Consider the following 25,023-nt stretch of genomic DNA (forward strand, 5'->3'; position numbering starts at 1 on the left):
CCTTCCGATGTCCGTAGCGGATCAGACTTCTTCCACGCTGCTCGGCTCACGCCGGGACAGATCGATGCCGAGCTCCTCCGCGGCGCGGAAGACGTCCTCGTCGGTGTCGCGCATCTCGATGGACATGCCGTCGCTGGAGAGCACCTCGACGTTCAGGCACAGGGACTGCATTTCCTTGATGAGGACCTTGAAGGACTCCGGAATGCCGGGCTCGGGGATGTTCTCGCCCTTGACGATGGCCTCGTAGACCTTCACGCGGCCCAGGACGTCGTCGGACTTGATCGTCAGCAGCTCCTGCAGGGCGTAGGCGGCGCCGTACGCCTCCAACGCCCACACCTCCATCTCACCGAAGCGCTGGCCACCGAACTGGGCCTTACCGCCCAGCGGCTGCTGAGTGATCATGGAGTAAGGACCGGTCGACCGCGCGTGGATCTTGTCGTCCACCAGGTGGTGCAGCTTGAGGATGTAGACGTAGCCGACCGCGATCGGGTATGGGAACGGCTCACCGCTGCGGCCGTCGAACAGCTGGGCCTTGCCGCTCTGCTGCACCATCCGGTCACCGTCGCGGTTGGGGTTGGTGTGGGCGAGCAGGCCGACGATCTCCTCCTCGTTGGCGCCGTCGAAGACCGGGGTCGCCATGCTGGTGCGGGGGGCCACCTTCGCGAAGCCCTTGTCGCGCAGCCGTTCGGCCCAGGCCTCCTCGATCCCGGAGATGTCCCAGCCTCTGGCGGCGATCCATCCCAGGTGCATCTCCAGGACCTGGCCGATGTTCATCCGGCCGGGCACGCCCAGCGGGTTGAGGATGATGTCGACCGGGGTGCCGTCCTCCAGGAACGGCATGTCCTCGACCGGCAGGATCTTGGAGATGACGCCCTTGTTGCCGTGACGGCCGGCCAGCTTGTCACCGTCGGTGATCTTACGCTTCTGCGCCACGTAGACGCGGACCAGCTCGTTGACCCCTGGCGGCAGCTCGTCGCCCTCGTCGCGGCTGAACACGCGCACGCCGATGACCTTGCCCTCCTCTCCGTGCGGCACCTTCAGCGAGGTGTCGCGGACCTCGCGGGCCTTCTCACCGAAGATCGCGCGCAGCAGCCGCTCCTCCGGCGTCAGCTCGGTCTCACCCTTCGGGGTGACCTTGCCGACCAGGATGTCGCCCGGCACCACGTCGGCGCCGATCCGGATGATGCCGCGCTCGTCGAGGTCGGCCAGCACCTCCTCCGACACGTTCGGGATGTCCCGGGTGATCTCCTCAGGACCCAGCTTGGTGTCGCGGGCGTCGACCTCGTGCTCCTCGATGTGGATCGAGGACAGCACGTCGTCCTGCACCAGCCGTTGCGAGATGATGATCGCGTCCTCGTAGTTGTGGCCCTCCCACGGCATGAACGCCACGAGCAGGTTCTTGCCGAGCGCCATCTCACCCTTGTCGGTGCACGGCCCGTCGGCGAGCACCTGGTGGGCCTCCACCCGGTCACCTTCGGCCACGATCGGCTTCTGGTTGACCGCGGTGCCCTGGTTGGACCGCTTGAACTTGGCCACCCGGTACGTCGTCCGCGTGCCGTCGTCGTTCATGACCGTGACGTAGTCGGCGGAGACCTCCTCGACCACACCGGCCTTCTCGGCGCTGATCACATCGCCCGTGTCGGTCGCGGCACGGTACTCCATGCCGGTGCCGACCAGCGGCGCCTCGCTCTTCAGCAGCGGCACCGACTGCCGCTGCATGTTCGCGCCCATCAACGCCCGGTTGGCGTCGTCGTGCTCGAGGAACGGGATCATCGCGGTGGCCACCGACACCATCTGGCGCGGCGACACGTCGATGTAGTCGACCTCGGCGGAGCGTACGTACTCGGTCTCGCCGCCCTTGGTGCGGACCAGGACGCGCGCCTCGGCGAAGGTGCCGTCGGGGTTGAGCGCCGAGTTGGCCTGCGCCTTGACGTAGCGGTCTTCCTCGTCGGCGGTCAGGTAGTCGATCTGGTCGGTCACCGTGCCGTCGACGACCTTGCGGTAAGGAGTCTCGACGAAGCCGAAGGCGTTGAGGCGGCCGAAGCACGCGAGGTAGCCGATGAGGCCGATGTTCGGGCCTTCAGGGGTCTCGATCGGGCACATCCGGCCGTAGTGGGACGGGTGCACGTCGCGGACCTCCATGCCCGCCCGCTCGCGGGACAGACCGCCGGGGCCCAGCGCGTTCAGCCGCCGCTTGTGCGTCAGGCCGGCCAGCGGGTTGGTCTGGTCCATGAACTGCGACAGCTGCGAGGTGCCGAAGAACTCCTTCATCGACGCCACGACCGGGCGGATGTTGATCAGGGTCTGCGGCGTGATCGCCTCGACGTCCTGCGTGGTCATGCGCTCGCGGACGACGCGCTCCATGCGGGCCAGGCCCAGGCGGACCTGGTTCTGGATGAGCTCGCCGACGCTGCGGATGCGACGGTTGCCGAAGTGGTCGATGTCGTCGACCTCCACGAGGGCCTCGCCCATGGAGGTCTCGCCGGCGTGCAACCGGACCAGGTATTCGATCATCGAGACGATGTCGTCCTCGGTCAGGGTGCCCTGGGTGATCTCCGCGTCGACGCCCAGCTTCTTGTTGACCTTGTAACGGCCGACCTTGGCCAGGTCGTACCGCTTGGCGTTGAAGTACAGGTTCTCCAGCAGAGTCTGCGCCGACTCCTTGGTCGGCGGCTCACCCGGCCGCAGCTTGCGGTAGATGTCCAGCAGCGCGTCATCCTGGCCGGCCGTGTGATCCTTCTCCAGGGTGGCCCGCATGGACTCGAACTGGCCGAAGCGCTCGAGGATCCGCTCGTTGGTCCATCCCAGCGCCTTGAGGAACACCGTCACGGGCTGCTTGCGCTTGCGGTCGACCCGCACGGCGACGCTGTCGCGCTTGTCGATCTCGAACTCGAGCCAGGCACCCCTGGACGGGATGACCCGGCAACCGAAGAGATCCTTGTCGGACGTCTTGTCGACAGTACGTTCGAAATAGACGCCAGGCGAGCGGACCAGCTGCGAGACCACGACACGCTCGGTGCCGTTGATGATGAACGTGCCCTTCGGCGTCATGAGCGGGAAATCGCCCATGAACACCGTCTGGCTCTTGATCTCACCAGTGGTGTTATTGATGAACTCCGCCGTCACGAACATCGGGGCGGAGAAGGTCATGTCCTTGTCTTTGCACTCATCGACCGAGTACTTCGGCGGCTCGAACCGGTGGTCGCGGAACGACAAGGACATGGTCCCCGAGAAGTCCTCGATCGGACTGATCTCTTCGAAGATCTCTTCGAGGCCCGACTGGGTCGGGACGTCCTTGCGCCCGGCCTGGCGAGCCGCCTCAACCCGGGCCTTCCACTTCTCGTTTCCGAGCAGCCAGTCGAAAGACTCGGTCTGCAGGGCCAGAAGGTCAGGAACTTCGAGGGGCTCCTGGATGCGCGCAAAAGAGACGCGACGGGGACCAGCGGGTACGGCGGAGGCGTTGCGCGAGGCTGTCAACAGATGTCCTTCCGGGCAGCACGGATGGAATCGAACTGCGCGCACGCCAAACGCCCCGGCGAAACCCGGGGCGTGGGAAAGGCAGCGCGGATGAGCAGCATAACGCAAAGGAGAAAACAATGTCCACACTTATTATTAGTGTCAACCTCGCTGCCAAGGCCACTATTTCACACGCGCAGCGAATTCGTCAATATCGATCCGGGTGTGGCGGCCGAGCAGGGCCAGCAGGCCGACCATGACCACCCCGAGCGCCGCCAGCGAGAGCCGGTCGGTGGGGGTCTTTCCGTTGGCGATCACCCCGAACACCGTGTGCGCCACCAGCGCGCCGCTCGCCAGGGCCAGGCTGTGCCGGTCGCCCCACGCCTGCCCCCTCGTCCACCGGCTGAGCAGCCACCCCGCCGCCACCGCCAGGACCGCCGCCGCCGCCATCGGCACCAGCACCCAACCGCCCCGCGTGAAGGCTGGGTGCTCGGCGCCGCCGAACGGGAACAGCAGCGCCAGATAACCGAGCACCACCACCCCGCCGAACCCGCCGACGAACAGCGGCCCGGGCGGCGGCCCCCCGGCGACCGGCGACGGGCCGGTGGGTCGCGGGGTGAGGCGCAGAGCGATCACGGCGAGCAGCGCGACCGCCAGCAGGCAGCCGATCACGACCGCGAGCGGCGCCTGGTAGCCGGGGTCGATGACGGCCGCCACCATCAACCGCAGCAGCACGGCCCCCAGCACGAACACCACCCCGGAGGTCACCAGTCCCACCCGTCCCAGGTACGGCCGGCGGCGCAGCCCGGGAAAGATCAGGTCCAGCAGCAGGATCGGCACGGCCACGCTGAAGACCGCGTGGTAGGGGATGTTCAGCTCGGCGTAGGCGCTGTTCAGGCCCAGGACCCTGGGCGCCCAGCCGGCCACGCCGTAGAGGGTCGGGCTGGTGAGCGCCTGCAGCGCCAGCCCTTCCTCGACGATCCCGTACGCGGCCCCGAGCAGCAGGATCGCCACCCAGCCCCGCCCCGAACGGCACACCAGTTCGCGCACCAGCACCGCGCCCGCGCCGTAGATCGGCACCCACAGGAGCAGCAGGTACGCCTGGCGGAGTGGCGGGTTGCCCAACGTGAACTCGGCGACGACCGGGGTGAGCACGGCCAGCAGAAGTGCGACCCACCGGCCGCGTGCCTTGGAGGTGACCATGCCTCCACACTCCTCGGGGAGAGGGGACGGCCGCTGCTGCCGGAAGGCCGGTCCGTGGCCACTTCGGTCACCTGCCGGGGCTGACTTTGGTTGTCTACCGGGGGCCGGGGGCGGCGGCTACGATCTGCGGTTGTGTTCGTGGCCCGCATGCAGGACGTGCGACCCGGCTGGATGCGGTCGTGGCGCGACTGGACGGCCGGCACAGGCAACTTCGTGATGGCCCTCGCCGGCGCCGCCGCGGTCATCTGGGGAGACCTGGCTCCGGGCGTGCCCGGCTGGTATCTGGCGGTCGACGTGGTGGGCGGGGCGCTGGCCTGTGCCGGGTTGTGGTTGTGCCGCAGGTGGCCGGTCGCCGCGGGGCTGGGCGTCATCGCGCTGTCCGTGCCGGCCGCCGCGGCGTCGGTGGCGGCGGGGATCGCCACGCTCATCGCGGCGGTCTACCGGCGCCCGCCCGCCGCCGCCGTGGTGGGCGCGGCGTGGGTGGCCGCGACGCTGGTCAGATTCGCGCTGCGGCCGCCCGGCCTGGCCCCGTACTTGGTGTGGGCGCTGGTGGCGGTGCTGATCGGCGGGGCGCTCACCGGCTGGGGCATGCTGGCGCGGACCCGGCGCGAGCTGATGCTGTCGCTGGCGGAACGCGCCCGCCGCGCCGAGGCCGAGCAGCGGCTGCGCGCGGAGGAGGCGCGCCGCGCCGAACGGCTCGGCCTCGCCCGCGAGATGCACGACGTGCTCGCGCACCGGCTCTCGCTGCTGGCGGTGCACGCCGGGGCGCTGGAGTTCAACGCGGAGGCGACGCCGGGCGAGGTCGCCGAGGCGGCCGGCGTCATCCGCTCGAACGCCCACCAGGCCCTGGAGGAGCTGCGCACGGTCGTCTCCGTGCTGCGCGACGGCTCCTCGGCCGAGCCCGCCGAACCGCATCAGGGGCTGGCGCCGCTGGTCGAGGAGTCGCGGCAGGCGGGGATGCGGGTCGAGCTGCACGACCATGGCGTACGGCTCGCCGGCCTGCCGGAGGCGACGGGGCGTACCGCGTACCGGGTGGTGCAGGAAGGGCTCACCAACGCCCGCAAGCACGCGCCCGGCGAGCCCGTCACCGTGCACCTGTCGGGCACGGCAGGCGGCGAGCTGACGATCGAGGTGCGCAACCCGCTCGGAGCGGCAGTGGGACTCGGTTCGACGGGGGCCGGGGCGGGGCTGGCCGGGCTGGAGGAACGGGTCTCGCTCGTGGGCGGGCGTCTGGAGCACGGGCGCAGCGGCGACGGATTCCGGCTGCTGGCGCGGCTACCATGGCCCAGTGAGTGAGGCCGCTCCGATCCGGGTGCTGATCGTCGACGACGACGCGCTCGTCCGTGCCGGGCTGACGCTGATGCTCAAGGGCGCGCCCGATCTGCTCGTGGTGGGCGCCGTGGCCGACGGCGGCGAGGTCGAGGCCGCGGTGGGCGAGCACTCCCCCGACGTGGTGCTGATGGACATCCGGATGGCCGGCGTCGACGGCATCGACGCGACCGGCCGGCTGCGCAGCCGCCGGGGCGCGCCCGAGGTCATCATCCTGACCACGTTCGACGCCGACGAGCACGTGTTCAGGGCCCTGCGGGCGGGCGCGAGCGGGTTCCTGCTGAAGGACACGCCGCCCGAGGGGATCGTGGAGGCCGTCAAGCGGGTCGCGAACGGCGAGCCGACCCTGTCGCCGAGCGTCACCCGGAGGTTGATCGCTCACCTGGTGCCCGAGGAGGAGAGCCGGCGGCAGGCCGACGCCCGGCGCCTGCTGGGCACGCTCAGCGAGCGTGAGCGAGAGGTGGCGCTGGCCGTCGGCCAGGGCAAGCCGAACGCGGTCATCGCGCGCGAGCTGCACATGAGCGTCGGCACGGTGAAGGGCTACATCTCGCGCATCCTCACCAAGGCCGGCCTGGACAACCGCGTCCAGCTCGCCCTCGTCGTCCACGACGCGTCAGGCCGTTAGCCGCCGGTCCTCGGACTCCCCGCCTTTCCCCAGCTCTTCACCTGCTCGGCGATCAGGGGCTCGACGTACGTCACACGTCCGTGATCGAATACCGCGGCCAGCAAGCAAGAGCGAGTGAAGGTACCCATGAAGCAGAGCAACCTCCGGCGCTGGGCGACGGTCACGGCTATTTCCGCAATCATGGTCCTGCCGACCGGCACGGCCCAGGCCGCGCAGTTACCCGTGGACGTCCAGCTCCTGTCCATCACCGACTTCCACGGCTACCTGACCCCGCAGAACGACGCCGCGAACGGCACCGTGAAGGACGCCGCGGGCAGGAGCATCGTGGTGGGCGGCGCCCCGTACATCGCCACGCATCTGAAGAACCTCAGGCAGGGCCACGAGAACTCGATCACCTTCACCACCGGCGACGACTTCAGCGGCTGGCCCACCGAGGTGGCCTTCCACGAGGACGAGCCGACCGTCGAGTTCCTCAACTCGATCGGCGTGGAGTTCTCCGCGGTGGGCAACCATGAGCTCGACCGGCCGCTCGAGTTCCTGCGCGACCACATGGGCAAGGGCCGCTGCTTCGGTCAGGTGGACGTGGACAGCTGCTTCACCGACTCCACCGGCCGCCGCTTCCGCGGCGCGGACTACCCGATCTCCTCCGCCAACATCACCGCCAAGGGCTCCACCGATCCGATCTTCCAGCCGTACGTCATCAAGCACGCGAAGGCGCCGGGCGGCAAGGACGTCCGGATCGGCTTCATCAACCTGACCACCCCGACCACCGTCACCGGTTCGACGTCCTACCAGCCGGCGCTGGACAACCTGCCGCTGGTGGAGACCGCGAACAGATACGCGGCCGAGCTGAAGCGCCAGGGTGTCGAGGCCATCGTGGTCAACATGCACGAGGGCGGGACCGCGGGAGACGTCTACGACCGCTGCGGCAGCAACCCCTCGGGGCCCGCCTTCGACTTCGCCAGGCAGGCCTCCCCCGACATCGACGCGATCGTCACCGGCCACTGGCACGCGCTGTTCAACTGCGTGATCCCGGACCCGGCGGGCAACCCCCGGCCGGTGGTGGAGGCGGCCAACCACGGACGCCTGATCAACGAGATCAACCTCAAGATCGACCCGCGCACGGGAGACGTCATCCGCTCCACCACCACCTCGGTGAACCACCCGGTCACCCGGGACGTCACCCCGGACCCGGCGGCGGCGCGGCTCGTCGACCACTGGAAGGCCAGGGGCGCGCAGACGTACGCCCGGCCGGTCGGCAGGATCAGCGGTGACATCACCCGGACCCGCGCCGCCGACGGCGAGAGCGCGCTCGGCAACCTCGTCGCCGACGTGGAGTACGCGGACGCCGTGCGCACCGCGGGCGGACCCGTCGACCTGGCGCTGGTGGCGACGGCGCCGCTGAAGGGTTCCAACAGCCTGCGCGGCGATCTGCGCTTCGCCAAGGGGAGCAACGCCGCGGACGCGGACGGGACCGTGCTGTTCGGAGAGGCCTGGGCCACGTTCGGCTACGCGAACCCGGTGCTCACCGTCTCCCTCACCGGGCAGCAGCTCGAGCAGGCGCTGGAGCAGCAGTGGCAGACGCAGGCCGACGGCACGGTGCGGTTCAGCCCGCTGGCCGTCTCGTCCGGCGTGCGTTACTCCTATGACGCCTCGCGGCCGGTCGGTGACCGGGTGGATCCCGCGGACGTGCTGATCGGCGGGGCCCCGCTGGACACCACGCGGACCTACCGGGTGGCGGCGCTGGCGTACACCCTGATCGGAGCGGACGGGTTCGGCGCGCTGAGCGGCTTCACCGACCCGGTGCGGTGCTCGCGCGACTACGACGCCTTCCGCGCCTACTTCCAGGCCGACGGGACGGTCGCGCCTCCCGCGCTCGACCGGGTGACCGCGACGGCGAGCTGAGAGTCGCCCGCCTGCCTGTCCGTCTGGAGGGAGGCGGACAGGCAGGCGGCGCTCTCATCGTGCGGGCACGTCCGGGGGCTCGCCTAGTTCGGGTTGCCGGCGTGGGTGAGGGTCTCCCAGGCGACGAAGAGGCTGTTGGTGCCCGCCGGGCGCTGCCGCTCGGTGAGGGCCTGCGTGTTGCTCATCGCGATGCCCATCCGGTTGTGCAGCGCGTTGAAGCCGACCTCGGTGACCGGCCCCAGCCCCAGGGTGAGGCTCCCGCCGCACAGCCACGCCGGAACGGCCGCCCCGAGCTGGTACTTGGCGTGCAGGCCGAGCGCGTGCCACAGGCGGTCGGCGATCTCCGGGTAGAGGTCCTGCCCCTGGATCCTGGCGATCTCGGCGATGTGCGCGGTCGCCGCCAGGCCGTACCCGGCCGTACCCGGTGTGGGTGAAGTCGCGGCACGTCTCCTGGGACAGCCCGTCGACGAAGGTGTCCTGGCCCTGCCAGTAGTCGACGACCTCCGCCCGCGTGTCGATGCCGGAGCCCGCAGGGCCCTTGGGGAAGGCGCCGTCGCCGGTGAGGTAGATGTAGGCGGGCACGCGGGCCCGGAAGGTGCTCACGGCCTTGTCAAAGGCGGCCCGGTCCTCCAGGAACACCGCGATCCCGATGGCCGCGTCCATCATCGTCAGCTCCCAGTTGCCGTTCGTGCGGAGGCTGCCGTTGACGACCTCGGGGAGGTAGACGTTCCTGAGCATGATCGCGAAGCGGTTGACTCCCGTGGCGGACCACCCGGTGTAGGTGTAGCGGATGATCTCGGCCGCCCTGGGCCAGGGCGGCGGTGTACGCGGCCAGCGCGTCCTGGCGCTCGTCCGTGCAGCCGTTGTTGGGGTTGGAATATGGGCCGCACTCCACGACGGCCCGCGGCTTCGGGGTCCGCGACAACGACGCGAGCGAACTGGCGATCATCTGATCGTAGGCGCCCTTCCACGGCTGGGCGCCGGCGTTGACCTTGGAACGGACGAAGTCGAGCTGGGCGCCGCTCACGAGCACGCCGGGATGGGTGAAGGCGGCGGGCGCCCTCCGGGCAGAGGCGGCGGGCGGCGTCGTCGCGCCGGTGACCAACGTGACGCCGAGACCCGCGTGGACCGTTTGCGAAAATTCACCATACTTTCAGAGTCTTTGTCTTGGTCGAGCCTGGCTGAGCGGTGATCATTGCGGTGTCCGTCGCACCCCACAAGGAGGCTTCGTGCACACTTCGCAACGCCCCAGACCGTCCTGGGCGGTAAGACTCACCGTCGTCCTCGCCGCCATCGTCTCCGTCATCGGCCTGGTCGGCATCGCCCCGGCCGGGGCCACGGTCTACAACTCCTGCACCATCTCGCGGTGCGCCGACGCGCGCTCGGCCGCCTCGATCTGGTCCTCCAAGGGCTACCCCACCTCGAGCGGCTGGTACTCGTGGCCGGACCGCAGGTACAACTACACCGGCGGGCGCTTCTACAACCGCGAGGGGCAGCTCCCCAGCGGCGCCACCTACTATGAGTACGACGTGTACTCCCGGGCGCGGGGCGCCGCGCGCGACGCGTACCGGATCGTCGTCAACCGCAGCACCGGCGCGGTGTGGTTCTCGCCCAACCACTACACCGACTTCTACCGGCTCTAGGACTCCCATGACCTCTGCCGCACGCCCACTGCCGCACTGGCTGACGGTGTCCGCCGGCCCGGCGCCGGCGGTGGTCGACGGGCGGGCCTGCCGGACCCGCGCCGCCTTCTTCGAGGAGGTGGCGCGGGCTCTGCGCCTGCCCGGCTACTTCGGCCGCAACTGGGACGCGCTCACCGACTCCCTGCGCGACACCGGCGCCGTCCCCCTGGTCGTCGAGCACGCCGAGGAACTGCTCGGCGCCGAGCCTCCCGACCAGTTCGCCATGCTGCTGGCCGTCCTCGCCGACGCCGCCGAGGGCGGGCTGACCGTGACGCTGTGCACCGACCCCGCCCACGAGGCTCTGCTGCGGCAGCGGGCCGCCGACGCGCTGCCCTGAGCCACGGAAAGGGCCCGCGTCACCCGAAAGATGTACGCGATCTCCTCAGCCCGCAGGAAGCCGCACGACCATGCCCTTGACTAGCGTTTCCGGAGGTTCCGCACGCTCGAAAGGGTTTCCCATGGCCTCTGCCCGCAAGACAATGATCACCGGTTCCGCCACCTTCGTCGTGGGGCTGGCGCTGTGGCTGTTCGGGCTCGACGAGGAGATCTTCATCTTCACGCCGTCGAAGATAGGCGTGGTCCTCATGGTCCTCGGCGGGCTGGAGACCCTGTACGGGGTCTACAAGAGCGTGCGCGGCGACGACGCGGCGTAGGGCGCGCCCCTGCGGCGCAGGCGGTACGAGACGGTGGCGGTGGCCAGAGCGGCGCCCCAGATGGGCCAGAAGCACTCCGGGAGCCACGCGCCCCATTCGTCCAGGGCGAAGCGGCCGGCGACCGTCCACCGGATGTAGGTCAGCCCGGCCACGGTGATGATGATCGAGACGAACCCGGCCGGAACGACCGCCAGCAGCGGGGGCACCCGCCTGCCGCGCAGGCCGGGGATCCACCGGGGGAAGATCTCGCCCCACGGCTGCGCCAGGCCGAGGGTGAGCACGCCACCGAGCGCGCCGAACGTGGCCAGGTAGGCCCCGGCCAGCCACAGACCGCCCTCGCCTTCGGCGAGGAACTCCCGGCTCACCCCGAGCGGGATGCCCAGCGCCCAGGCCCACCGGGTCAGGCAGTACACCAGCGGCACCACGGCCGCCACGTACGCGGCGGTCCGCCCCCGCGCGGGGGTGAACCAGTGGGACCGGCCCCGGCCGTAGGCCAGCGCCGCCGCGGCCAGCAGCAGGCCGCCGAGCACGCACAGGAGCTGGTTGAGCACGGGCCACGGCCAGGCGTCGGCGAACGTGGCCCCGCCCAGGCTCCAGCCGAAGGCCGGCGCGACCAGCAGCAGGGGCGTGTAGGCGACGCCCATCATGAGCCGGGAGTCGGGGATCACCAGGACCAGGAGCGCGGCGATCGGCCAGGCCACGAACAACGGAGCCCGGCCGCCCCTGCGGGTCAGCGCCAGCGCCGTCACCATGGTGAGCAGCGCAAAGGCGGCGATCCACCAGCCGAAGCGCGGCGTCGTTCCGGACAGGACGGACAGCGCCCCGTCCGGATCGGGGTCCGAGCCGCCCCAGGGGAAGCCGGGCACGCCGAGCGCCCACGCCACGCCGAGCCCCCCGTAGGCCAGCGCCCACACCGCCGCCGCGTAACCCCGCCAGGACGAAGTAAGAGTTTCCATGTGCTCAGCGTCGCGGCCTGGCCCGTTCCGGGGTGAGATGCCGTTCGGCACCCGCTGCTCCCGGTGAACGTGCCGTTCGGCACCCCGTGAACCCCCGCGCGCGGGGCCTATCCTCGGTGCGGTGAGCTTGATGTGGGTGGCCGCCTTCGTGCCGGCGCCGGTTCCCGTCGCGGCGGTGGCGACCGTGCTGTTCCGCCGGCGGCTCAGGTCGCGGCTGCCCGCGCTGGTCTGGCCGGCCGCCGCCGTCTCCCTGGCCGTCACGCTGGCCTGCCTGTCCGGGGCGGTCGAGCCCGCGCCGGACACCGCCGTGCTGTGGATGTTCGAGAGCCTGGCGCTCATGGCGCTGACCGGCCTGGCCGTCCGGTACGCGCCGCCCCGGCAGGCCGCCGCGGCGGCCCCGGCGGCGGGCCTGGCCGCGTCCGTGTGGCTGCTGCGCTCCTTCACCCCCGCCTCGCCGCTGGAAGGGGTGGGTGTCTGCGCGTTCTGGAGCCTGGGCGCGCTCCTGGCCGCGGCCGTCGGCGGTTACCTGCGCCACGTCGAGGCACGGGAGACCCGCGCGGTGGCCGACGCCCGTACCGCCCTGCGGCTGCGGCTGGCCGGGGACCTGCACGACTTCGTCGCCCACGACATCAGCGAGATGGTGGCGCACGCCCAGGCGGGCACGGTCACGGGCGATCCGCTGGGGGCGCTCGAACGCGTCGAAGCGGCGGGGCAGCGGGCCCTGTCGATGCTGGACCGCACCCTGGACATGCTGCACCACGACCGGCCCCTGTCACCCCCGGGTGACCTGAACGGCATCCGCGAGGCCGCAGAACGCTTCTCCGCCGCCGGCGCCGCCCAGGTCAGCCTGCGCATGGATCCGCTCGTGGCGGTTCCCGCGGAGCTCGGGGCGCTGGCGTACCGGATCGTGGTCGAGGGGCTGACCAACGTACGGCGGCACGCTCCCCGGGCCACCAGGGTGGACCTCGCCGTCAGCGCCGGAGCCGACGCGCTCGAGATCACGATGGCCAACGACGGCGTGACCGGAGCACGCGGCGGGCGACGCGGCGGGTCCGGCCTGGCCGGGCTGGCGGCGCTCGTCCAGGAGCAGGGCGGCGACCTGGTGGCGGGCCGCCGGGGGGCCGTACGGGACGGGTGGTCGCTGGCCGCCCGCCTGCCACTGGCACAATCGCCGGGGTGTCCACCCGCATCCTCATCGCCGACGACCAGGAAGGCATCCGCGGCGCCTTCCGGCTGATCCTCGACGCCCAGCCCGACATGACCGTCGTGGCGGAGGCCGCCGACGGCCGGGCCGCGATCGACACCGCCAGGGCGATCAAGCCCGACGTCGTGCTCGCCGACATCCGCATGCCCGGGGCCGACGGCATCGAGGTGGCCCGCGCCCTGGCCGGCACGGGCATCCACGTGGTGATTGTCACCACGTTCGGGCTCGACGAGTACGTGCACGCGGCGCTGCGGCACGGCGCCTCCGGGTTCGTGCTCAAGCGCTCCGGCCCCACGCTGCTGGTCGAGGCCGTCCGGGCCGCGATGAACGGCGACATGCTCATCAGCCCCCAACTCACCGTCCGGCTGCTGCGCGAGCGCGGCCTGCCGCACGAGCGGCCGGACGTCGTCCTCACCGAGCGCGAGGACGAGATCGTCGTGATGGTGGCGCAGGGCAGGACCAACGCCGAGATCGCCGGGGAGCTGTTCCTCTCGCCGGGCACGGTCAAGAACCACATCGCGACCGTCCAGCGCAAGATCGGCGCCAGGAACCGCGTCGGCATCGCCGCCTGGGCCTGGTCCACCGGCAGAGCCGAGCCGTGAGCTGTTCGTGCCACCGGCGCGAACGCGTAAACGGACCCGCTCCCGCCCTGTGATCCGTGTAGCATCTGGGACACAGGGGGACGAAACTGCGCGGCGGCGGTGGTCTTACTGCCGTGCGGAAACGGCGTGAGACTCCAGGTCTGGCCATCTTCGCCGACACTCACGACGATGAGGCGATCTTGGAACGTTTGGACGAGCAGTCGCATGAGGCCGAGGGTCTTGCGCGGATGTTGGAGAAGCTGCTGGACGACTGGTCGGCGCGCTCCGGCATCGCGGTCGAGGTCTGGGCCCTGCCCAAGGGCGACGTTCCCGGCCCGGCCGCCCGCAACGTGTTCGCCGCGGTGCAGGAGGCGCTGACCGGCATCGAGCGGCACGGCCGCGCCCGGACAGTCTCGATCGCCGTCACGTTGAGCCTGAGCGGCCTGCGCCTGACCGTCAGCGACGACGGCCACGGCCTCGCCGACAGTCAGGACGACCGGGAGGTGGCCGTGATGAAGGCGTGCTTCGCCGAGATCGGCGGGGAGCTCACGGTCAACCGGGTCTCCGGCGAGGGGAGCACCGTCACGGGGATCGTCCCGGCCCGCGCACTACGGAGCTGACGAGCCGGGCCGTTTCACCACGATTGGGACAGCACCAGGTCCACGAACGTCGCGGGGTGCTCCAGGTGCAGGAAGTGCCCGGCCTCCGGCCACACCACGGTCGTGGATCGAGGGTGCCCAAGAGGTGGGCGCGACAGGCCCGCCTCCCACTTCGCGGCTTCCGGCACATTGTGTACGGCGAGCACCGGGCAGGTCCGTCCGGCCAGGTAGCGCTCGGATTCGCGGCGCACCCCGAAGGCCCCCGGCTCGGTGTACATCCCGGCGTAGCACTCGGCCAGCACATGACCGGGCGTGGCCAGCAACTGTTCGGTGATCGGCCCTGGCAGCGGCCCGAGCTGACGCAGCGCCGCGGCCGCACCGTCGGCGCGCAGCGCCGCCAGCCGCCCGGGGATGAGCCGCTCCTCCGCCACGTCCGCGCCGTACGCGGGGGCGATGACGACCAGCGCGCTGACCAGCTCCGGATGCTCGACCGCCAGAGCGGTGACCACCTGGGCGCCCATGGAGTGCCCGATGGCCACCACCGGCTCGTCCAGCAGCGGCAGCAGGTCACGGGCCAGGTCGGCAGGCCGATATCCGGTCGCCGGGGCCGGCGACCTGCCGTGGCCGCGCAGATCGGGGGCGATCACGCGGCGCTCGCCGAAGTCGAGCGCGTGCCACACCCGGTGGTCGCCGCCCCAGCCGTGGACCAGGAGCAGCGGGGGCCCTTCGTGCCCCCGCGTCTCCACGTGCAGGTTCACGTGCCGTAGCTGATCTGCTCGAACCGCGCCGCGCAGCCCTCGCCCGCCAGGTCCTGCACCCAGAACCCGACGAACGCGCCGGTGAAGCCGAACGCGCGCACGTGACCGTCGACGAACTCGTCGGCGTGCTCGTCCGACACGATCGTCGCGTCCAGCTCGGGGCCGTCGTTGAACCGCACCACCGGCCCGTCGAACTCCACCCGCAGCCTGACCTCGGGTCCCGCCGGGCCGAGCAGGTGCTCGGTGCGGGTGCCCCGGTCGCTGGTGGTCAGCACCAGGCCCTCGGTGGTCAGCGCGAGGTAGTGCCAGTTGCGCGAGTTGTAGTACGCGGTGATGCCCGCCGACTGGTGGACGCTGTCCGGCTCGAACCGCAGGACGGCCTCCAGGGAGCACTTCTGCGCCGTGACCCGGCGGGCGACCAGGCTCGGGGTGCGCAGGCCGTACGGAGACTGGCCACCCTGGACGGTGAAGCCGCCGTCGTCGGCGCTCAGCCAGTCGGGTGAGGCGGGCCGCCGCAGCGTGCTCCAGTCCGGCCAGAGCCCGGTCCCGTCCTCGGCCGCCGGCCACGGATGGGCTGGCAGCGCGGGCGGGACCACCTCGACGGCGGGCACGCCGCCCGCCACGCGCGGCCAGCCGTCCTCCCAGACCACGCGCTGCAGCGCGGTCTCACGCCCGAGCACGCACCTGCGGTTGTGGTACGGCCGGGCCACCAGGTGAGCGACGTACCACTCCCCCGTCTGCGTCTGCACCAGGCAGCCGTGACCCGCCTTCTGCAGCTCAAGACTCGGGTCGTGCCGCGAGGTGAGCATCGGCCCGGCCGGGTCCTCCTCGTACGGCCCCGACAGCGAGCGGGAGCGCAGCACCGAGACCCGGTGCTCGTAGCCGGTGCCGCCCTCGGCCGCCATCAGGTAGTACCAGCCGTCGATCCGGTAGATGTGCGGGCCTTCGCTGATGTTGCGGTTGGGCAGGATCAGCTCGGGCTTGCCGCCGTCGAGAGCCTGCAGCTCGATCCCGGCGAACCCGCGCCCCGGCCGGGAGTCGAAGACCATGTTGAGCAGCCAGCTCCGGCCGTCCTCGTGGTAGAGGGCGGCGTCGAAGCCGCGGCCGGGCAGCCGCACCGGGTCGGACCACGGCCCTTCGATCGACGGCGCGGTGATCAGGTAGTTGGCGATGTCCTTGTAGCCGAGCGCGTAGTTGTCCATCACGCCGTAGACGAGGTGGAACAGCCCGTCGTGGTAGGTCAGGTCGGGCGCCCAGACGCCGCCCGAGTCGGGCACGCCGGACAGGTCGAGCAGCCTGCGCTCGGTCAGGATGCCGCCCAGCGGCCGCCAGTTCACCAGGTCGCGGGAGTGGTGGACGCGCACGCCCGGGTACCACTCGAAGGTCGAGGTGGCCAGGTAGTAGTCCTCCCCCACCCGCACGATCGACGGGTCGGGGTGGAAACCGGGCAGTACGGGGTTGCGGATCATGCGATCTCCACGCTCTTTCCAGCTGGCAGCTCGACTTCTCGGCGCAGGCCCGAGGCACGATGGATCACTGTGACAGTCTGGCCGACCGGCGAGGTGAGCCGGGCGCGTACGCCGTCGCCCCAGGTCAGCTCCTCGACCGTCACCCGGCCCCGGCAGCGGACACCTGTGACGCGGCCCCGCCCGAGCGCGGACGGCAGTGCGGGCAGCAGCTCGACGACGCCCGGCCGGGAGTGGACCAGCAGCTCCAGGAGGACGCCCGGCAGGCTGATGGCCGCGTCGGCGTTGTAGATCTCCCGGCCGGGGTTGTGGGAGCTCATCAACGAGTCGAAGAACATCCCGTTGTCCAGAATTTTCCGGACATTCGCCCAGGCCAGCTCGCCGTCCTTCAGCCGCGCCGCCGCCAGCGCCCGGTGCAGGCTCCCGTGCGCCGACAGGTTCTCGTCGCCCCTGAGCAGGAGGGCCTGGCGGGCGGCCGCCGCCAGCTCGGGCGTGTCGTCGGGGTTGATCTCGTGCAGCGGCCACACCGGGTAGAGGTGGCTGACGTGCCGATGATCCTCGTACGGCGGCACGTCCGCGATCCACTCGGCCAGCGCACCCCTGTCGTCGATCCGGTACGGCGCGAGCCGCCCGCTCACCGGGGAGTCGCCGAGCGCGTGCCGGGCCGCCGCGACGTCCATGGTGGCGTTGACGCAGGCAAGCGGCCCGCCGCCCGGCCCCACCTCGGGCGAGAACGACGGCACCACGCTCCCGTCCGTCCCGGCGAGGAAGTCCTCCCAGAACAGGCGGCACTCCGCCAGCCACCCCTCCAGCTCGGGGACCGGCTCGCCGGTGGTCTCGGCGTGCTCCACCAGCGGGTACAGCAGCCAGTCCGCCCCGGCCAGCCACATGGTCCACGGCCAGTCGGCGTTCAGGTGGAACAGGTGGCCGTTCTCCCCGTCCGTGCGGCTCGGCGCGAGGATGCCCCTGGCGCCGTAGATCTGTCTGGCGTTGGTCCGCCAGTGGTCGATCTGGCCCCGGATGAGGTTCGCGTACCCGTCGATCAGCTCCGGCAGCGCGCCGATGTTGACGCCCGCCATCTGGAGGTTGAGGTTGGCGTCGGTGGTGAAGTCGCCCGACCAGGCCGCTCCCCAGGCCCCCAGCCAGAGGCCGGTCAGCCGGGGCGGCAGGATGCCGCTCGAGCTCAGCAGAAGGTAGCGGCCCGCGTGGAAGATCCGCTCCACCAGCGCGGCGCCTGCCAGCTCGCCGACCGGCCTGGCGCGCTCGTCCGGGGTCGCGCCCAGGTCGAGGGTGACGCGCTCGTACAGCGGGCGGTGCAAGGCGACGTGCCTGCTCAGCAGGCTGTCGTATCCGAGCTCGGCCAGGTCGGCCAGGTCGGCGGCCGGAAGCGGCTCGGTCGGGCTTTCGTCGTGCCGGGCCGCCTGCGTCAGCAGCAGCACCTCGGCCGCGCCCGTCACCGTCACGGTGTCGCCCTCCACCACGACGGTCCCGCCGCGCGGCCGGACGAGGGTGAGACCCTCGAAACCGGCGGCGCCCCGGCCCTCGGGCGGGTAGGCGCCGCGGATCCGCAGGAAGACCTGGCCGTCCTGCTCACCGGCCGCCGTCTCGTAGCGGACCGTCTCCGGCCTGCCGGGCAGGTCGCCGGTCAGGCGGAGGGTGACGTCACCGGTGAGGCGCTGGACGACGACCGCGTCGGCCCGGGACACGAAGGCCCAGTGCGAACAAGTGGTGACCTCGCCGGTGGCGAAGTCGGTGGTGCGGCGGTACTCCCCGCTCGACGCGGGCCGTGAGATCACCAGCTCCCAGCCGGGGTGGAACGGCTGGGTCCACTCCAGGCTCCGGCCGTCGGCCGCCAGCGCCTGGGCCTCGGCGGGCCGTCCGGCCAGCAGCAGGGAGCGGATCTCGGGCAGCAGGTGCGCGACGGCGGGCGGGCGGCGGTCGCGGGTGCCGTTGGGCAGGACGAACCGGTGGTGGTTGACCACCACCCGCTCCTCCCGCGGGTCCCCGTACACCATGATCCCGACCTCGCCGTTGCCCGAGAGGAATGCGTTTTCCCACGTGAGCGCGGGCGACAGGTCGAGCAAGGAGTGCATCAGTCCTCCAGGTAGAGCACCACGGTGCTGAGCGGTCCCACCTCGATCGGACGGCCGAGGGGGACACGGCGGCCGGTGACGAGATTACGGGCGTGGCCGGAGCCGGTCGCGTGTAGGGTGCGCGAACGGTCCTCCGAGGTGTTCATGCCGATGAGGTACCGGCCGTACGAGCAGCGGTAGAACTGCGCCTTGCCGACGAAGAGCTTCTCGACGCCGGGGAAGTCCACGCCGAGTGCCGGGTCGGGCACGTCTGCGGGGTGCGGGCCGACCTTGAGCACCTCGCCGGCGAAGGCCTGGTGCAGTTCGGGGCCGGGGGGCGGGAAGCCGCCGGGCGGGATGTGGGAGGCGGCGGGGTCGTTGATGGCGAAGGAGAAGCAGACCCAGTCGGCCTCGGTCCAGGTGTCGCCGGTGGGCGTGACCTGGCACTGCTGGCGGATGGTGGCGACCCGGTGGGTGTCCGGGGTGATGTGGTGGACGCGGGCCAGGTTGTTGACGGCCTGGCGGGCGCGCCAGTAGAGGGAGGCGTAGAGGATCTCCTTGCCGTTCTTGATGGCGACGACGCCGTTCTCCTCGTCGGAGAAGACGAAGCCGGGGGCGTCCCAGTCCATGGGGAAACGCGTGCCGGCCTGGGGAAGCGCCCGGAAGGCGGGCCAGTCGCGCTGGACGAGGCGCAGGGCGTTGAGCCCGACGCGCGGCCAGGTGTTGGTGAGCAGCAGGTCGAGGTGGCCGAAGAGCTGGTTGTCGGCGACCATGCGCTGGGCGTGCCCCGCGATCGACGGGTCGCCGAGTACGGCGGCGGCCATGACGGGGTGGCCGTCCCAGGCCAGGCGCTGGGCGTAGACGACGTCGCCCGGATAGTGGTCGTCGCGCCAGCCGACGGCGGCCTCCATGCGCATGGTCCGGTAGCCGTCGTTGTCGACCTCGGGGTAGCGGAAGACGGCCCGCGCGTTGATCATCTTGATCAGCTGCGCCTTCAGCTCCGGGTCCTCGACGCCGTCGAAGCGGGTGACGGCCTCGTAGAGCAGGATGAGCCAGTCGGTCACCTCGCCGTAGTTGCCGACGTACCCCAGCTCCCGGGTCAGCCCCTTCCTGGTGACCTGGTAGAAGTGCTCGCCGAGGATCTTGCTGGGGGTGCCGGAGGCGTCCTCGTGGCCGAGGAACGGCTTCAGGCCGACGGCCTGGTGGATGTAGTCGCGGGCCTTCTCCTCGGTGAGCGGCGCCTTATCCGGATTTATCAGCATCAGCCCGCGGTTGCAGCGGTAGATGCCGAGCGCACAGATCTGCACCTGGTTGCTGTAGTGCGGCATGTGCTGACGCCAGTACGAGACGGACTCGGCCAGCATCCTCGTGTAGGCGTCCCGCCGTACCGGGAGGTCGCCCTGGTCCGGCGGGGTGGCCCCGTCCAGCGGCGTGACCTCGACGTCGTCGAACCAGGCGGTGCCGCCGCCCTCCACCCGGACGTCGAGCCGGAGCTCGACCGCGGTGGCCGGGGTGGTCAGCTCGGCGGTGATCCGGGTCCAGTCCTGGGTGCCGGTGGGGGCGTAGAACTTGTTGTCGGTGCCGACGATCTTCCCGGCGGCGTCGTAGAAGAGCACGTCGAGGTACGCGCCCGGGGCGACGACGTCCTCGGTCCTGACCCAGACGCCGTAGCGGTGCCTGCCCTGGCCGATGAGGGTGCGGTTCTGGGCGGTGTTCCAGCCCGCGGCGGCGCCGGCGGCGGCGGTGATCTTGACCGAGCGGGAGCCGCCGCGCTTGACCGTGTCGTCCCAGAGCCAGGTGGCCGCGCCGCGCCAGAGCACGGTGTTCCAGGAGGCGGGGGCGGTGCCGCCGCGCTCGAAGCCCGGGTTGGGTGCGCCCACGGCCCGGCCGCCGACCGGGCGTTCCAGCCGGTCGCCCAGGACGTCACGGAGCAGCAGCAGCGCCATGCCGACCTTGGCGAAGCCCTCCCACTGCTGGTCGGAGCCGGTCAGCACGGTCGGGTCCGTGAGCCACTTGGTGTAGCGGGCGTCGATGGCGGCCAGCACCTGGTCGATCGCCTCGGGGCTGCGGTACGCGGGGCTCTCGGGCCAGTGATAGCCCTCGGCCAGTCCCTGGAAGGCCCAGGAGTCGAGCGAGGCGGGATTGCCGTTCAGCCAGTTGCGGTGCTCGGTCAGCACCCTCGCCTTGATCTGCTCCAGCACCTCGGGACCCGGTGCGGGCCGGGCGGGCGCGTCGGGCGCGGGGCCCTGGACGTCGTCGCCGGGGAAGTACGGCTCGGCATGGGTGTAGATCCGGTAGAAGGGGCGGCCGGGCTTGTCCATCGAGCGGTAGAACTCGGTGGCCTTCTGCCCGTAGCCCCAGATCCGGCCCATCGACCTGATCTCCAGGGTGACCTGCTCGCGGTCGCGCGTCATCGCCTCGGGCAGCGGCAGCGTGTGGTAGTGGAAGCGGCCGGGCGAGTGGGCCTCCAGGCTGAGGATGTCCAGCGGGTCTACCGCGCCCAGGTGGTAGTGGCCGACCTGCCTGCCCTCGCAGAAGAGCTGCAGCCGGGACTGGCCGGCCTCGCTCGCGGCGTGGTCGTCGCCCCAGAGCTTGATCGTGACGTACGTGGTGCCCCGCGGCAGGCACCTGACCGTGAAGGAGATCGTGCCGCCCCAGACCCCGACCGGCTCCTGGGGGTTGAGCACGCGGGCGGGCTGATCGAGCCCGCCCGTCACGACCTCCGACCGGTCGGCGGTCACCGCGTGGGCGGCCTCGGAGGCCTCGTCACCGAAGACCACCACGTCGAGCGGCTGCTCACGGGGTGACGTGGCGGCGGCGGCCTCGCCGTTCCATAACCAGGTGGCGGCGGCCAGCGCGCCGGAGGACGCCAGCACGGTCCTCCGGCTGATGCTGTGGGTCATGGGTCACTGGCCCTTCAGGTAGGCGTCGGCCTGCTTGGCCATCTCCGCCTGGACCTTGGCCAGGCCCGCCCTGTCCAGCGCCTTCTTCAGCTTGTCCAGCCCCTGGTCGACATCGACGGCGCCGAGGAACAGGGGGTTGGCGAACTGCGTCATGGCGGCGGTGATCTGGGTGTTCTCCCGCTTGATCGGCTCCGGGTCGGGGACGAAGCTGGCGTACGGGTCGATGGTGAAGTTATTGATGTCCTGTGCCCAGTCGAACCACTTGGTCTCGGACTCGGTCATGCCGTTGACCCGGCGCTCCAGCTTGGCCCGCCAGGCGAGGGCGAAGCCGGGGAAGGTGTAGGTGGACACCTTCTCGTACTTGTCGTCGCCGATGGGGTTCCAGTCCTTGCCGGTGATGCCGTAGTTGAGCAGGTCGTGGTTCTCCTTGATCGACGCCCAGTCCTGCAGCTGCATGGCCTTCTCGTTGCTCTGGCCCTTGGCGTTGAGCACGACGAAGTTGTCGCTCTGGAAGGTCTGGTACGGCTTGGCGCTCTCGCCGCCCTTGAGCGGCATCACGTTCGCGATCATCGCCCCGGGCACGTTCTTGGTCAGCTCAGGCAGGGCCGCGGAGGACAGGCCGTCGGTCATGGCCCAGACGGTGGCGACGCGGCCGGCCTTGTACTGGGAGTCCAGCGCCTTCGAGTCCAGGGTGAGGCCGTTCTTGTTGAACAGCCCGTCCTGGTAGTACTTGCGGACCAGGCGCAGGGCGTCCACCATGCCCGGGGCCTCCCAGAACGGGATGGGGTTGGACGAGCCGGTCTGCTTGCCGTCGGCGGCCAGGACGAAGTTGAGCGATTCGCCGGTGAAGGAGGCGATGCTCATGGTGGGGTTCTCCCACATGTAGGGGTTGAGCCAGCCGACCGGGTTCCACGCCACCAGCAACTTGGGCATCCGGGAGCTGATCCCGATCGGGATGATGTCCTTGTTCTTCTGCTTGACGTCGTACCAGAACTTCTCCAGGCCCGCGAAGTCCGTGATGTCAGTCATGCCGAGCTTCTCCGCCAGGTCCTGGCGGATGGTGAAGTGGTGGAAGCGGGCGGCCGAGTTGATCTGGGGCACGCCGTAGAGCTTGCCGCTCCACCGGTTCAACTCGATGATCTTCGGATCGATCGTGGCGGCCAGGTTGGGGTACTTGCCGCTGGACATCAGGCTGCTCAGCTCGACGATCGAGCCGCTGGCCGCGAGCTGGGTCATGTTGAGCCAGCGCGCCTGCAGTGCCGTGTCGAACTTCTCCCCCGCGGTGAACTTCAGCAGTGCCTGCTGGCCGTAGCTGCTCCACGGGATGAACTGTGGCTTGATCGTGAAGCCCAGGTCGGCCTGGAGCTTCTTGTTGACCTCGGCCAGGACGGCGTCCCAGCCGGCCGGCGCGTCGCCGGGGAGCAGCAGGCTCAGCGCGAGCGCGCCCCCGCTCGCGGCGGCGCCGGTGGTCTGCGCCTTCTGGGAGTCGTCCGAGCAGGCGGCTAGGAGGGCGGCGAGAGACAGGCCGCCGCCGGTGGCCAGCAGGCGGCGCCGCGACATGAGGTGGTGGGACACGGTAACTCCTGAGGTGGGGGGAGCGGAATCAGCCCTTGGTGGCCCCGAGGGTGATGCCCTTGACGAAGTAGCGCTGGGCGAAGGGGTAGGCGAGCAGGATCGGGCCGATGCTGACGGCGGTGAGAGCCAGCCGGAGCTGGTAGACGGGGGTGGCCGCCTCGGCCAGCTGCGGCAGCATCTGCGTGAACGAGATGTTGGAGATGAGGTTCTGCAGCACGAGAGGGAGCGGGAACTTGTGCACGTCGTCGATGAACAGCAGCGCCATGAACCAGTCGTTCCAGTAGTGCACGGCGTAGAAGAGGCCGACGACGGCGAGGATCGGCTTGGACAGCGGAATCGCGATCGTGAAGAAGATGCGCAGCTCGCCCGCGCCGTCGATCTTGGCGGACTCGAAGATCGACTCCGGCAGCTGGCGGAAGGCGCTGACCTGGACGAAGACCAGGAACGGCATGACGAGCAGCGGCAGGATGACCGAGAAGTAGCTGTTCTGCAGGTTCAGGTACTGCGTGACCAGCAGATAGAGGGGCACCAGCCCGCCGGAGAACAGCATCGGCAGGTAGGCGAAGACGGTCAGCGGCCGGCTGATGCCGGGCAGCCGCCGGGCGATCACCCAGCTCAGCCCCGAGGTCACCGCCAGGGACAGGGCCGTGCCGACGACGGTGATGAAGACGCTGGCGAAGTAGGCGTCGAGCACCGCCGGACCCGTGAAGATCATCTTGTAGGCGGTGAGGTCGAAGGAGACGGGGAACAGGCTGTAACCGGTCGTGGCCAGCTGGGACTCGCTGGTGAACGACCCCGAGATGATCATCCAGAACGGGATGGCGCAGGCCAGCAGGGCCAGGGAGACGCCGACGATGCTGACGACGGTGAACGGTTCCAGCTTCTTGCGGCTCATAGGATGCTGGTCTCCTTCGAGTACTTGCGCTGGATCAGCACCGCGATCAGCACGAGGATGAAACCCACGACCGACTGGAACAGGCCGACCGCGGCGGTGGTGCCGAAGTCGCCGAGCTGGCGCAGGGCGCGGAAGACGTAGGTGTCGATGACGTCCGTGCTGTCGAACAGGGTGCCGTTGTCCCCGACGATCGCGTAGATGGTGCCGAAGTCGCCGTAGAAGATCCGGCCGACCCCCAGCACCAGCAGGACCGCCGCGGTGGGCTTCAGCAGCGGGAGGGTGATGCGCCAGGCCATCTGCGCCCGCGAGGCCCCGTCGATCATCCCGGCCTCGTAGACCTCCTCGGGGATGCCGGTGATCGCGGCGAGGAAGATGACGCTCAGGTAGCCGCCGAGTTGCCAGACCTTCACCACGGTGAGGATCCACGGCCACGGCCCGGGCTCGGTGTACCAGTCCACCGTGGGGAAGCCGAGGCCCCCGAGTGCGTCGTTGACCGCCCCGCCACCGCCGGAGGCCCCGGCCAGGAGCACCTGCAGGATGATGCTGATCACGACCGGGGAGACGAAGTAGGGGAAGAAGACGACGGACTGGGAGACCCGCTTGAAGAAGGTGCTGCGGATCTCGTTCAGCATGATCGCCAGGATCATCCCGGCGGCCAGCGTCGCGCCCAGGAACAGGACGTTGAGGAAGAGCGTGTTGAACAGGATCCGCGCCGCGTCCCCTGACTCCAGGAAGTAGGCGAAGTTCTCCAGCCCGTTCCACGGACTGCCGAAGATCCCCAGGTTGACGTCGAACTGCTTGAACGCCACCACCAGGCCGGCCATCGGCAGGTAGTTGAAGACCAGGAAGAAGACGACCGCCGGGAGCGCGAGCAGCCCGATCGACCAGCTCACGCGGGCCGCCTTACGCCGGTCGCGGCGCCTGGGCGGCGGCCCTGTGGGCGGTCTCGTCTGAGGCTCTTGCCTCGTCTGTAGCGTGCTCATCACCGAAGTCCCGTCTGAGGCGGCAGCAGGTGGATCCGATAGAAACCGGTCGCTGCGAACGCTACGTCCGACCGGTGGGCACGTTCAAGGCTGCGTTACGGAGACGTTACACATCTTCCCTGGACAGTCAGAGATCCAGGTAGTCCGATCGCGAAGATCGGTCGAGCCGGACCGTTGA

19 protein-coding genes are annotated in these 25,023 nt (G+C 70.5%); 9 read left to right on the forward strand and 10 right to left on the reverse strand.

Translation table 11 applies throughout. The features are described 5' to 3' along the window. Positions 1 to 21: 21 nt before the first annotated feature. Both rpoB and ABD830_RS07720 read right to left on the reverse strand, forming a co-directional pair. Positions 22 to 3,477, reverse strand: a complete 3,456-nt coding sequence (gene rpoB / locus ABD830_RS07715; RefSeq protein WP_344985767.1) for a DNA-directed RNA polymerase subunit beta — start codon at positions 3,475 to 3,477, stop codon at positions 22 to 24. 162 nt (positions 3,478 to 3,639) lie between these two features. Continuing rightward, entirely contained in the window at positions 3,640 to 4,659 is a 1,020-nt protein-coding gene (locus ABD830_RS07720) for a hypothetical protein (protein ID WP_344985768.1), read from the reverse strand. A gap of 132 nt (positions 4,660 to 4,791) precedes the next feature. Between ABD830_RS07720 and ABD830_RS07725 the strand changes: the two genes are divergently transcribed. The 6 genes from ABD830_RS07725 to ABD830_RS07750 all read left to right on the forward strand — a co-directional run bounded on the left by ABD830_RS07725 (position 4,792) and on the right by ABD830_RS07750 (position 10,853). Continuing rightward, positions 4,792 to 5,955 (forward strand): sensor histidine kinase, encoded by a 1,164-nt coding sequence (locus ABD830_RS07725; protein ID WP_344985769.1) that lies wholly within the window; start codon positions 4,792 to 4,794, stop codon positions 5,953 to 5,955. After that, positions 5,948 to 6,613, forward strand: coding sequence for a response regulator (locus ABD830_RS07730; RefSeq protein ID WP_344985770.1), 666 nt, complete (start codon positions 5,948 to 5,950; stop codon positions 6,611 to 6,613). The genes ABD830_RS07725 and ABD830_RS07730 overlap by 8 nt, the downstream gene beginning before the upstream one ends. A 126-nt stretch (positions 6,614 to 6,739) precedes the next feature. Next, positions 6,740 to 8,518, forward strand: coding sequence for a bifunctional metallophosphatase/5'-nucleotidase (locus ABD830_RS07735; protein ID WP_344985771.1), 1,779 nt, complete (start codon positions 6,740 to 6,742; stop codon positions 8,516 to 8,518). Between the two features lie 1,229 nt (positions 8,519 to 9,747). Continuing rightward, positions 9,748 to 10,161 (forward strand): ribonuclease domain-containing protein, encoded by a 414-nt coding sequence (locus ABD830_RS07740; RefSeq protein ID WP_344985772.1) that lies wholly within the window; start codon positions 9,748 to 9,750, stop codon positions 10,159 to 10,161. A gap of 7 nt (positions 10,162 to 10,168) precedes the next feature. Further along, entirely contained in the window at positions 10,169 to 10,537 is a 369-nt protein-coding gene (locus ABD830_RS07745; RefSeq protein ID WP_344985773.1) for a barstar family protein, read from the forward strand. Between the two features lie 121 nt (positions 10,538 to 10,658). Next, positions 10,659 to 10,853: a DUF5708 family protein gene (locus tag ABD830_RS07750; protein WP_344985774.1), complete on the forward strand. Its 195-nt coding sequence runs from the start codon at positions 10,659 to 10,661 to the stop codon at positions 10,851 to 10,853. On the opposite strand, the gene ABD830_RS07755 is transcribed toward ABD830_RS07750, so the two are convergent. Then, positions 10,820 to 11,809, reverse strand: coding sequence for a hypothetical protein (locus tag ABD830_RS07755; RefSeq protein ID WP_344985775.1), 990 nt, complete (start codon positions 11,807 to 11,809; stop codon positions 10,820 to 10,822). The genes ABD830_RS07750 and ABD830_RS07755 overlap by 34 nt on opposite strands. 121 nt (positions 11,810 to 11,930) lie before the next feature. Between ABD830_RS07755 and ABD830_RS07760 the strand changes: the two genes are divergently transcribed. The 3 genes from ABD830_RS07760 to ABD830_RS07770 all read left to right on the forward strand — a co-directional run bounded on the left by ABD830_RS07760 (position 11,931) and on the right by ABD830_RS07770 (position 14,214). Next, positions 11,931 to 13,046, forward strand: coding sequence for a sensor histidine kinase (locus ABD830_RS07760; protein WP_344985776.1), 1,116 nt, complete (start codon positions 11,931 to 11,933; stop codon positions 13,044 to 13,046). Next, a complete protein-coding gene (locus tag ABD830_RS07765) occupies positions 12,986 to 13,615 on the forward strand; it encodes a response regulator (protein WP_344985777.1) in 630 nt (209 codons plus the stop codon). The genes ABD830_RS07760 and ABD830_RS07765 overlap by 61 nt, the downstream gene beginning before the upstream one ends. Before the next feature lie 179 nt (positions 13,616 to 13,794). Beyond that, the gene (locus ABD830_RS07770; RefSeq protein WP_344985778.1) at positions 13,795 to 14,214 is read left to right on the forward strand and encodes a sensor histidine kinase; all 420 of its coding nucleotides are present in this window, start codon (positions 13,795 to 13,797) and stop codon (positions 14,212 to 14,214) included. 14 nt (positions 14,215 to 14,228) lie between these two features. Here ABD830_RS07770 and ABD830_RS07775 read toward each other — a convergent pair whose 3' ends face one another. Genes ABD830_RS07775 through ABD830_RS07805 form a run of 7 tightly spaced genes read right to left on the reverse strand, consistent with a single transcriptional unit; the run spans position 14,229 to position 24,755 of the window. Next, the gene (locus ABD830_RS07775; RefSeq protein WP_344985779.1) at positions 14,229 to 14,951 is read right to left on the reverse strand and encodes an alpha/beta fold hydrolase; all 723 of its coding nucleotides are present in this window, start codon (positions 14,949 to 14,951) and stop codon (positions 14,229 to 14,231) included. After that, positions 14,948 to 16,420, reverse strand: a complete 1,473-nt coding sequence (locus ABD830_RS07780) for a glycoside hydrolase family 43 protein (RefSeq protein WP_344985780.1) — start codon at positions 16,418 to 16,420, stop codon at positions 14,948 to 14,950. Before ABD830_RS07780 ends, ABD830_RS07775 begins: the two co-directional genes overlap by 4 nt. Further along, entirely contained in the window at positions 16,417 to 18,510 is a 2,094-nt protein-coding gene (locus tag ABD830_RS07785; RefSeq protein WP_344985781.1) for a glycosyl hydrolase family 95 catalytic domain-containing protein, read from the reverse strand. The genes ABD830_RS07780 and ABD830_RS07785 overlap by 4 nt, the downstream gene beginning before the upstream one ends. After that, on the reverse strand, positions 18,510 to 21,392 hold the full coding sequence (locus ABD830_RS07790) for a carbohydrate binding domain-containing protein (protein ID WP_344985782.1): 2,883 nt from the start codon (positions 21,390 to 21,392) through the stop codon (positions 18,510 to 18,512). Before ABD830_RS07790 ends, ABD830_RS07785 begins: the two co-directional genes overlap by 1 nt. A 3-nt stretch (positions 21,393 to 21,395) precedes the next feature. Next, a complete protein-coding gene (locus ABD830_RS07795) occupies positions 21,396 to 22,967 on the reverse strand; it encodes a DUF3502 domain-containing protein (RefSeq protein WP_344985783.1) in 1,572 nt (523 codons plus the stop codon). A 28-nt stretch (positions 22,968 to 22,995) separates the two neighbouring features. Beyond that, positions 22,996 to 23,862: a carbohydrate ABC transporter permease gene (locus ABD830_RS07800; RefSeq protein WP_344985784.1), complete on the reverse strand. Its 867-nt coding sequence runs from the start codon at positions 23,860 to 23,862 to the stop codon at positions 22,996 to 22,998. Beyond that, entirely contained in the window at positions 23,859 to 24,755 is an 897-nt protein-coding gene (locus ABD830_RS07805) for an ABC transporter permease (RefSeq protein ID WP_344985786.1), read from the reverse strand. Before ABD830_RS07805 ends, ABD830_RS07800 begins: the two co-directional genes overlap by 4 nt. Between the last annotated feature and the right edge of the window lie 268 nt (positions 24,756 to 25,023).

The organism is Nonomuraea helvata, from assembly GCF_039535785.1.
Classification (GTDB): Bacteria; Actinomycetota; Actinomycetes; order Streptosporangiales; family Streptosporangiaceae; genus Nonomuraea; species Nonomuraea helvata.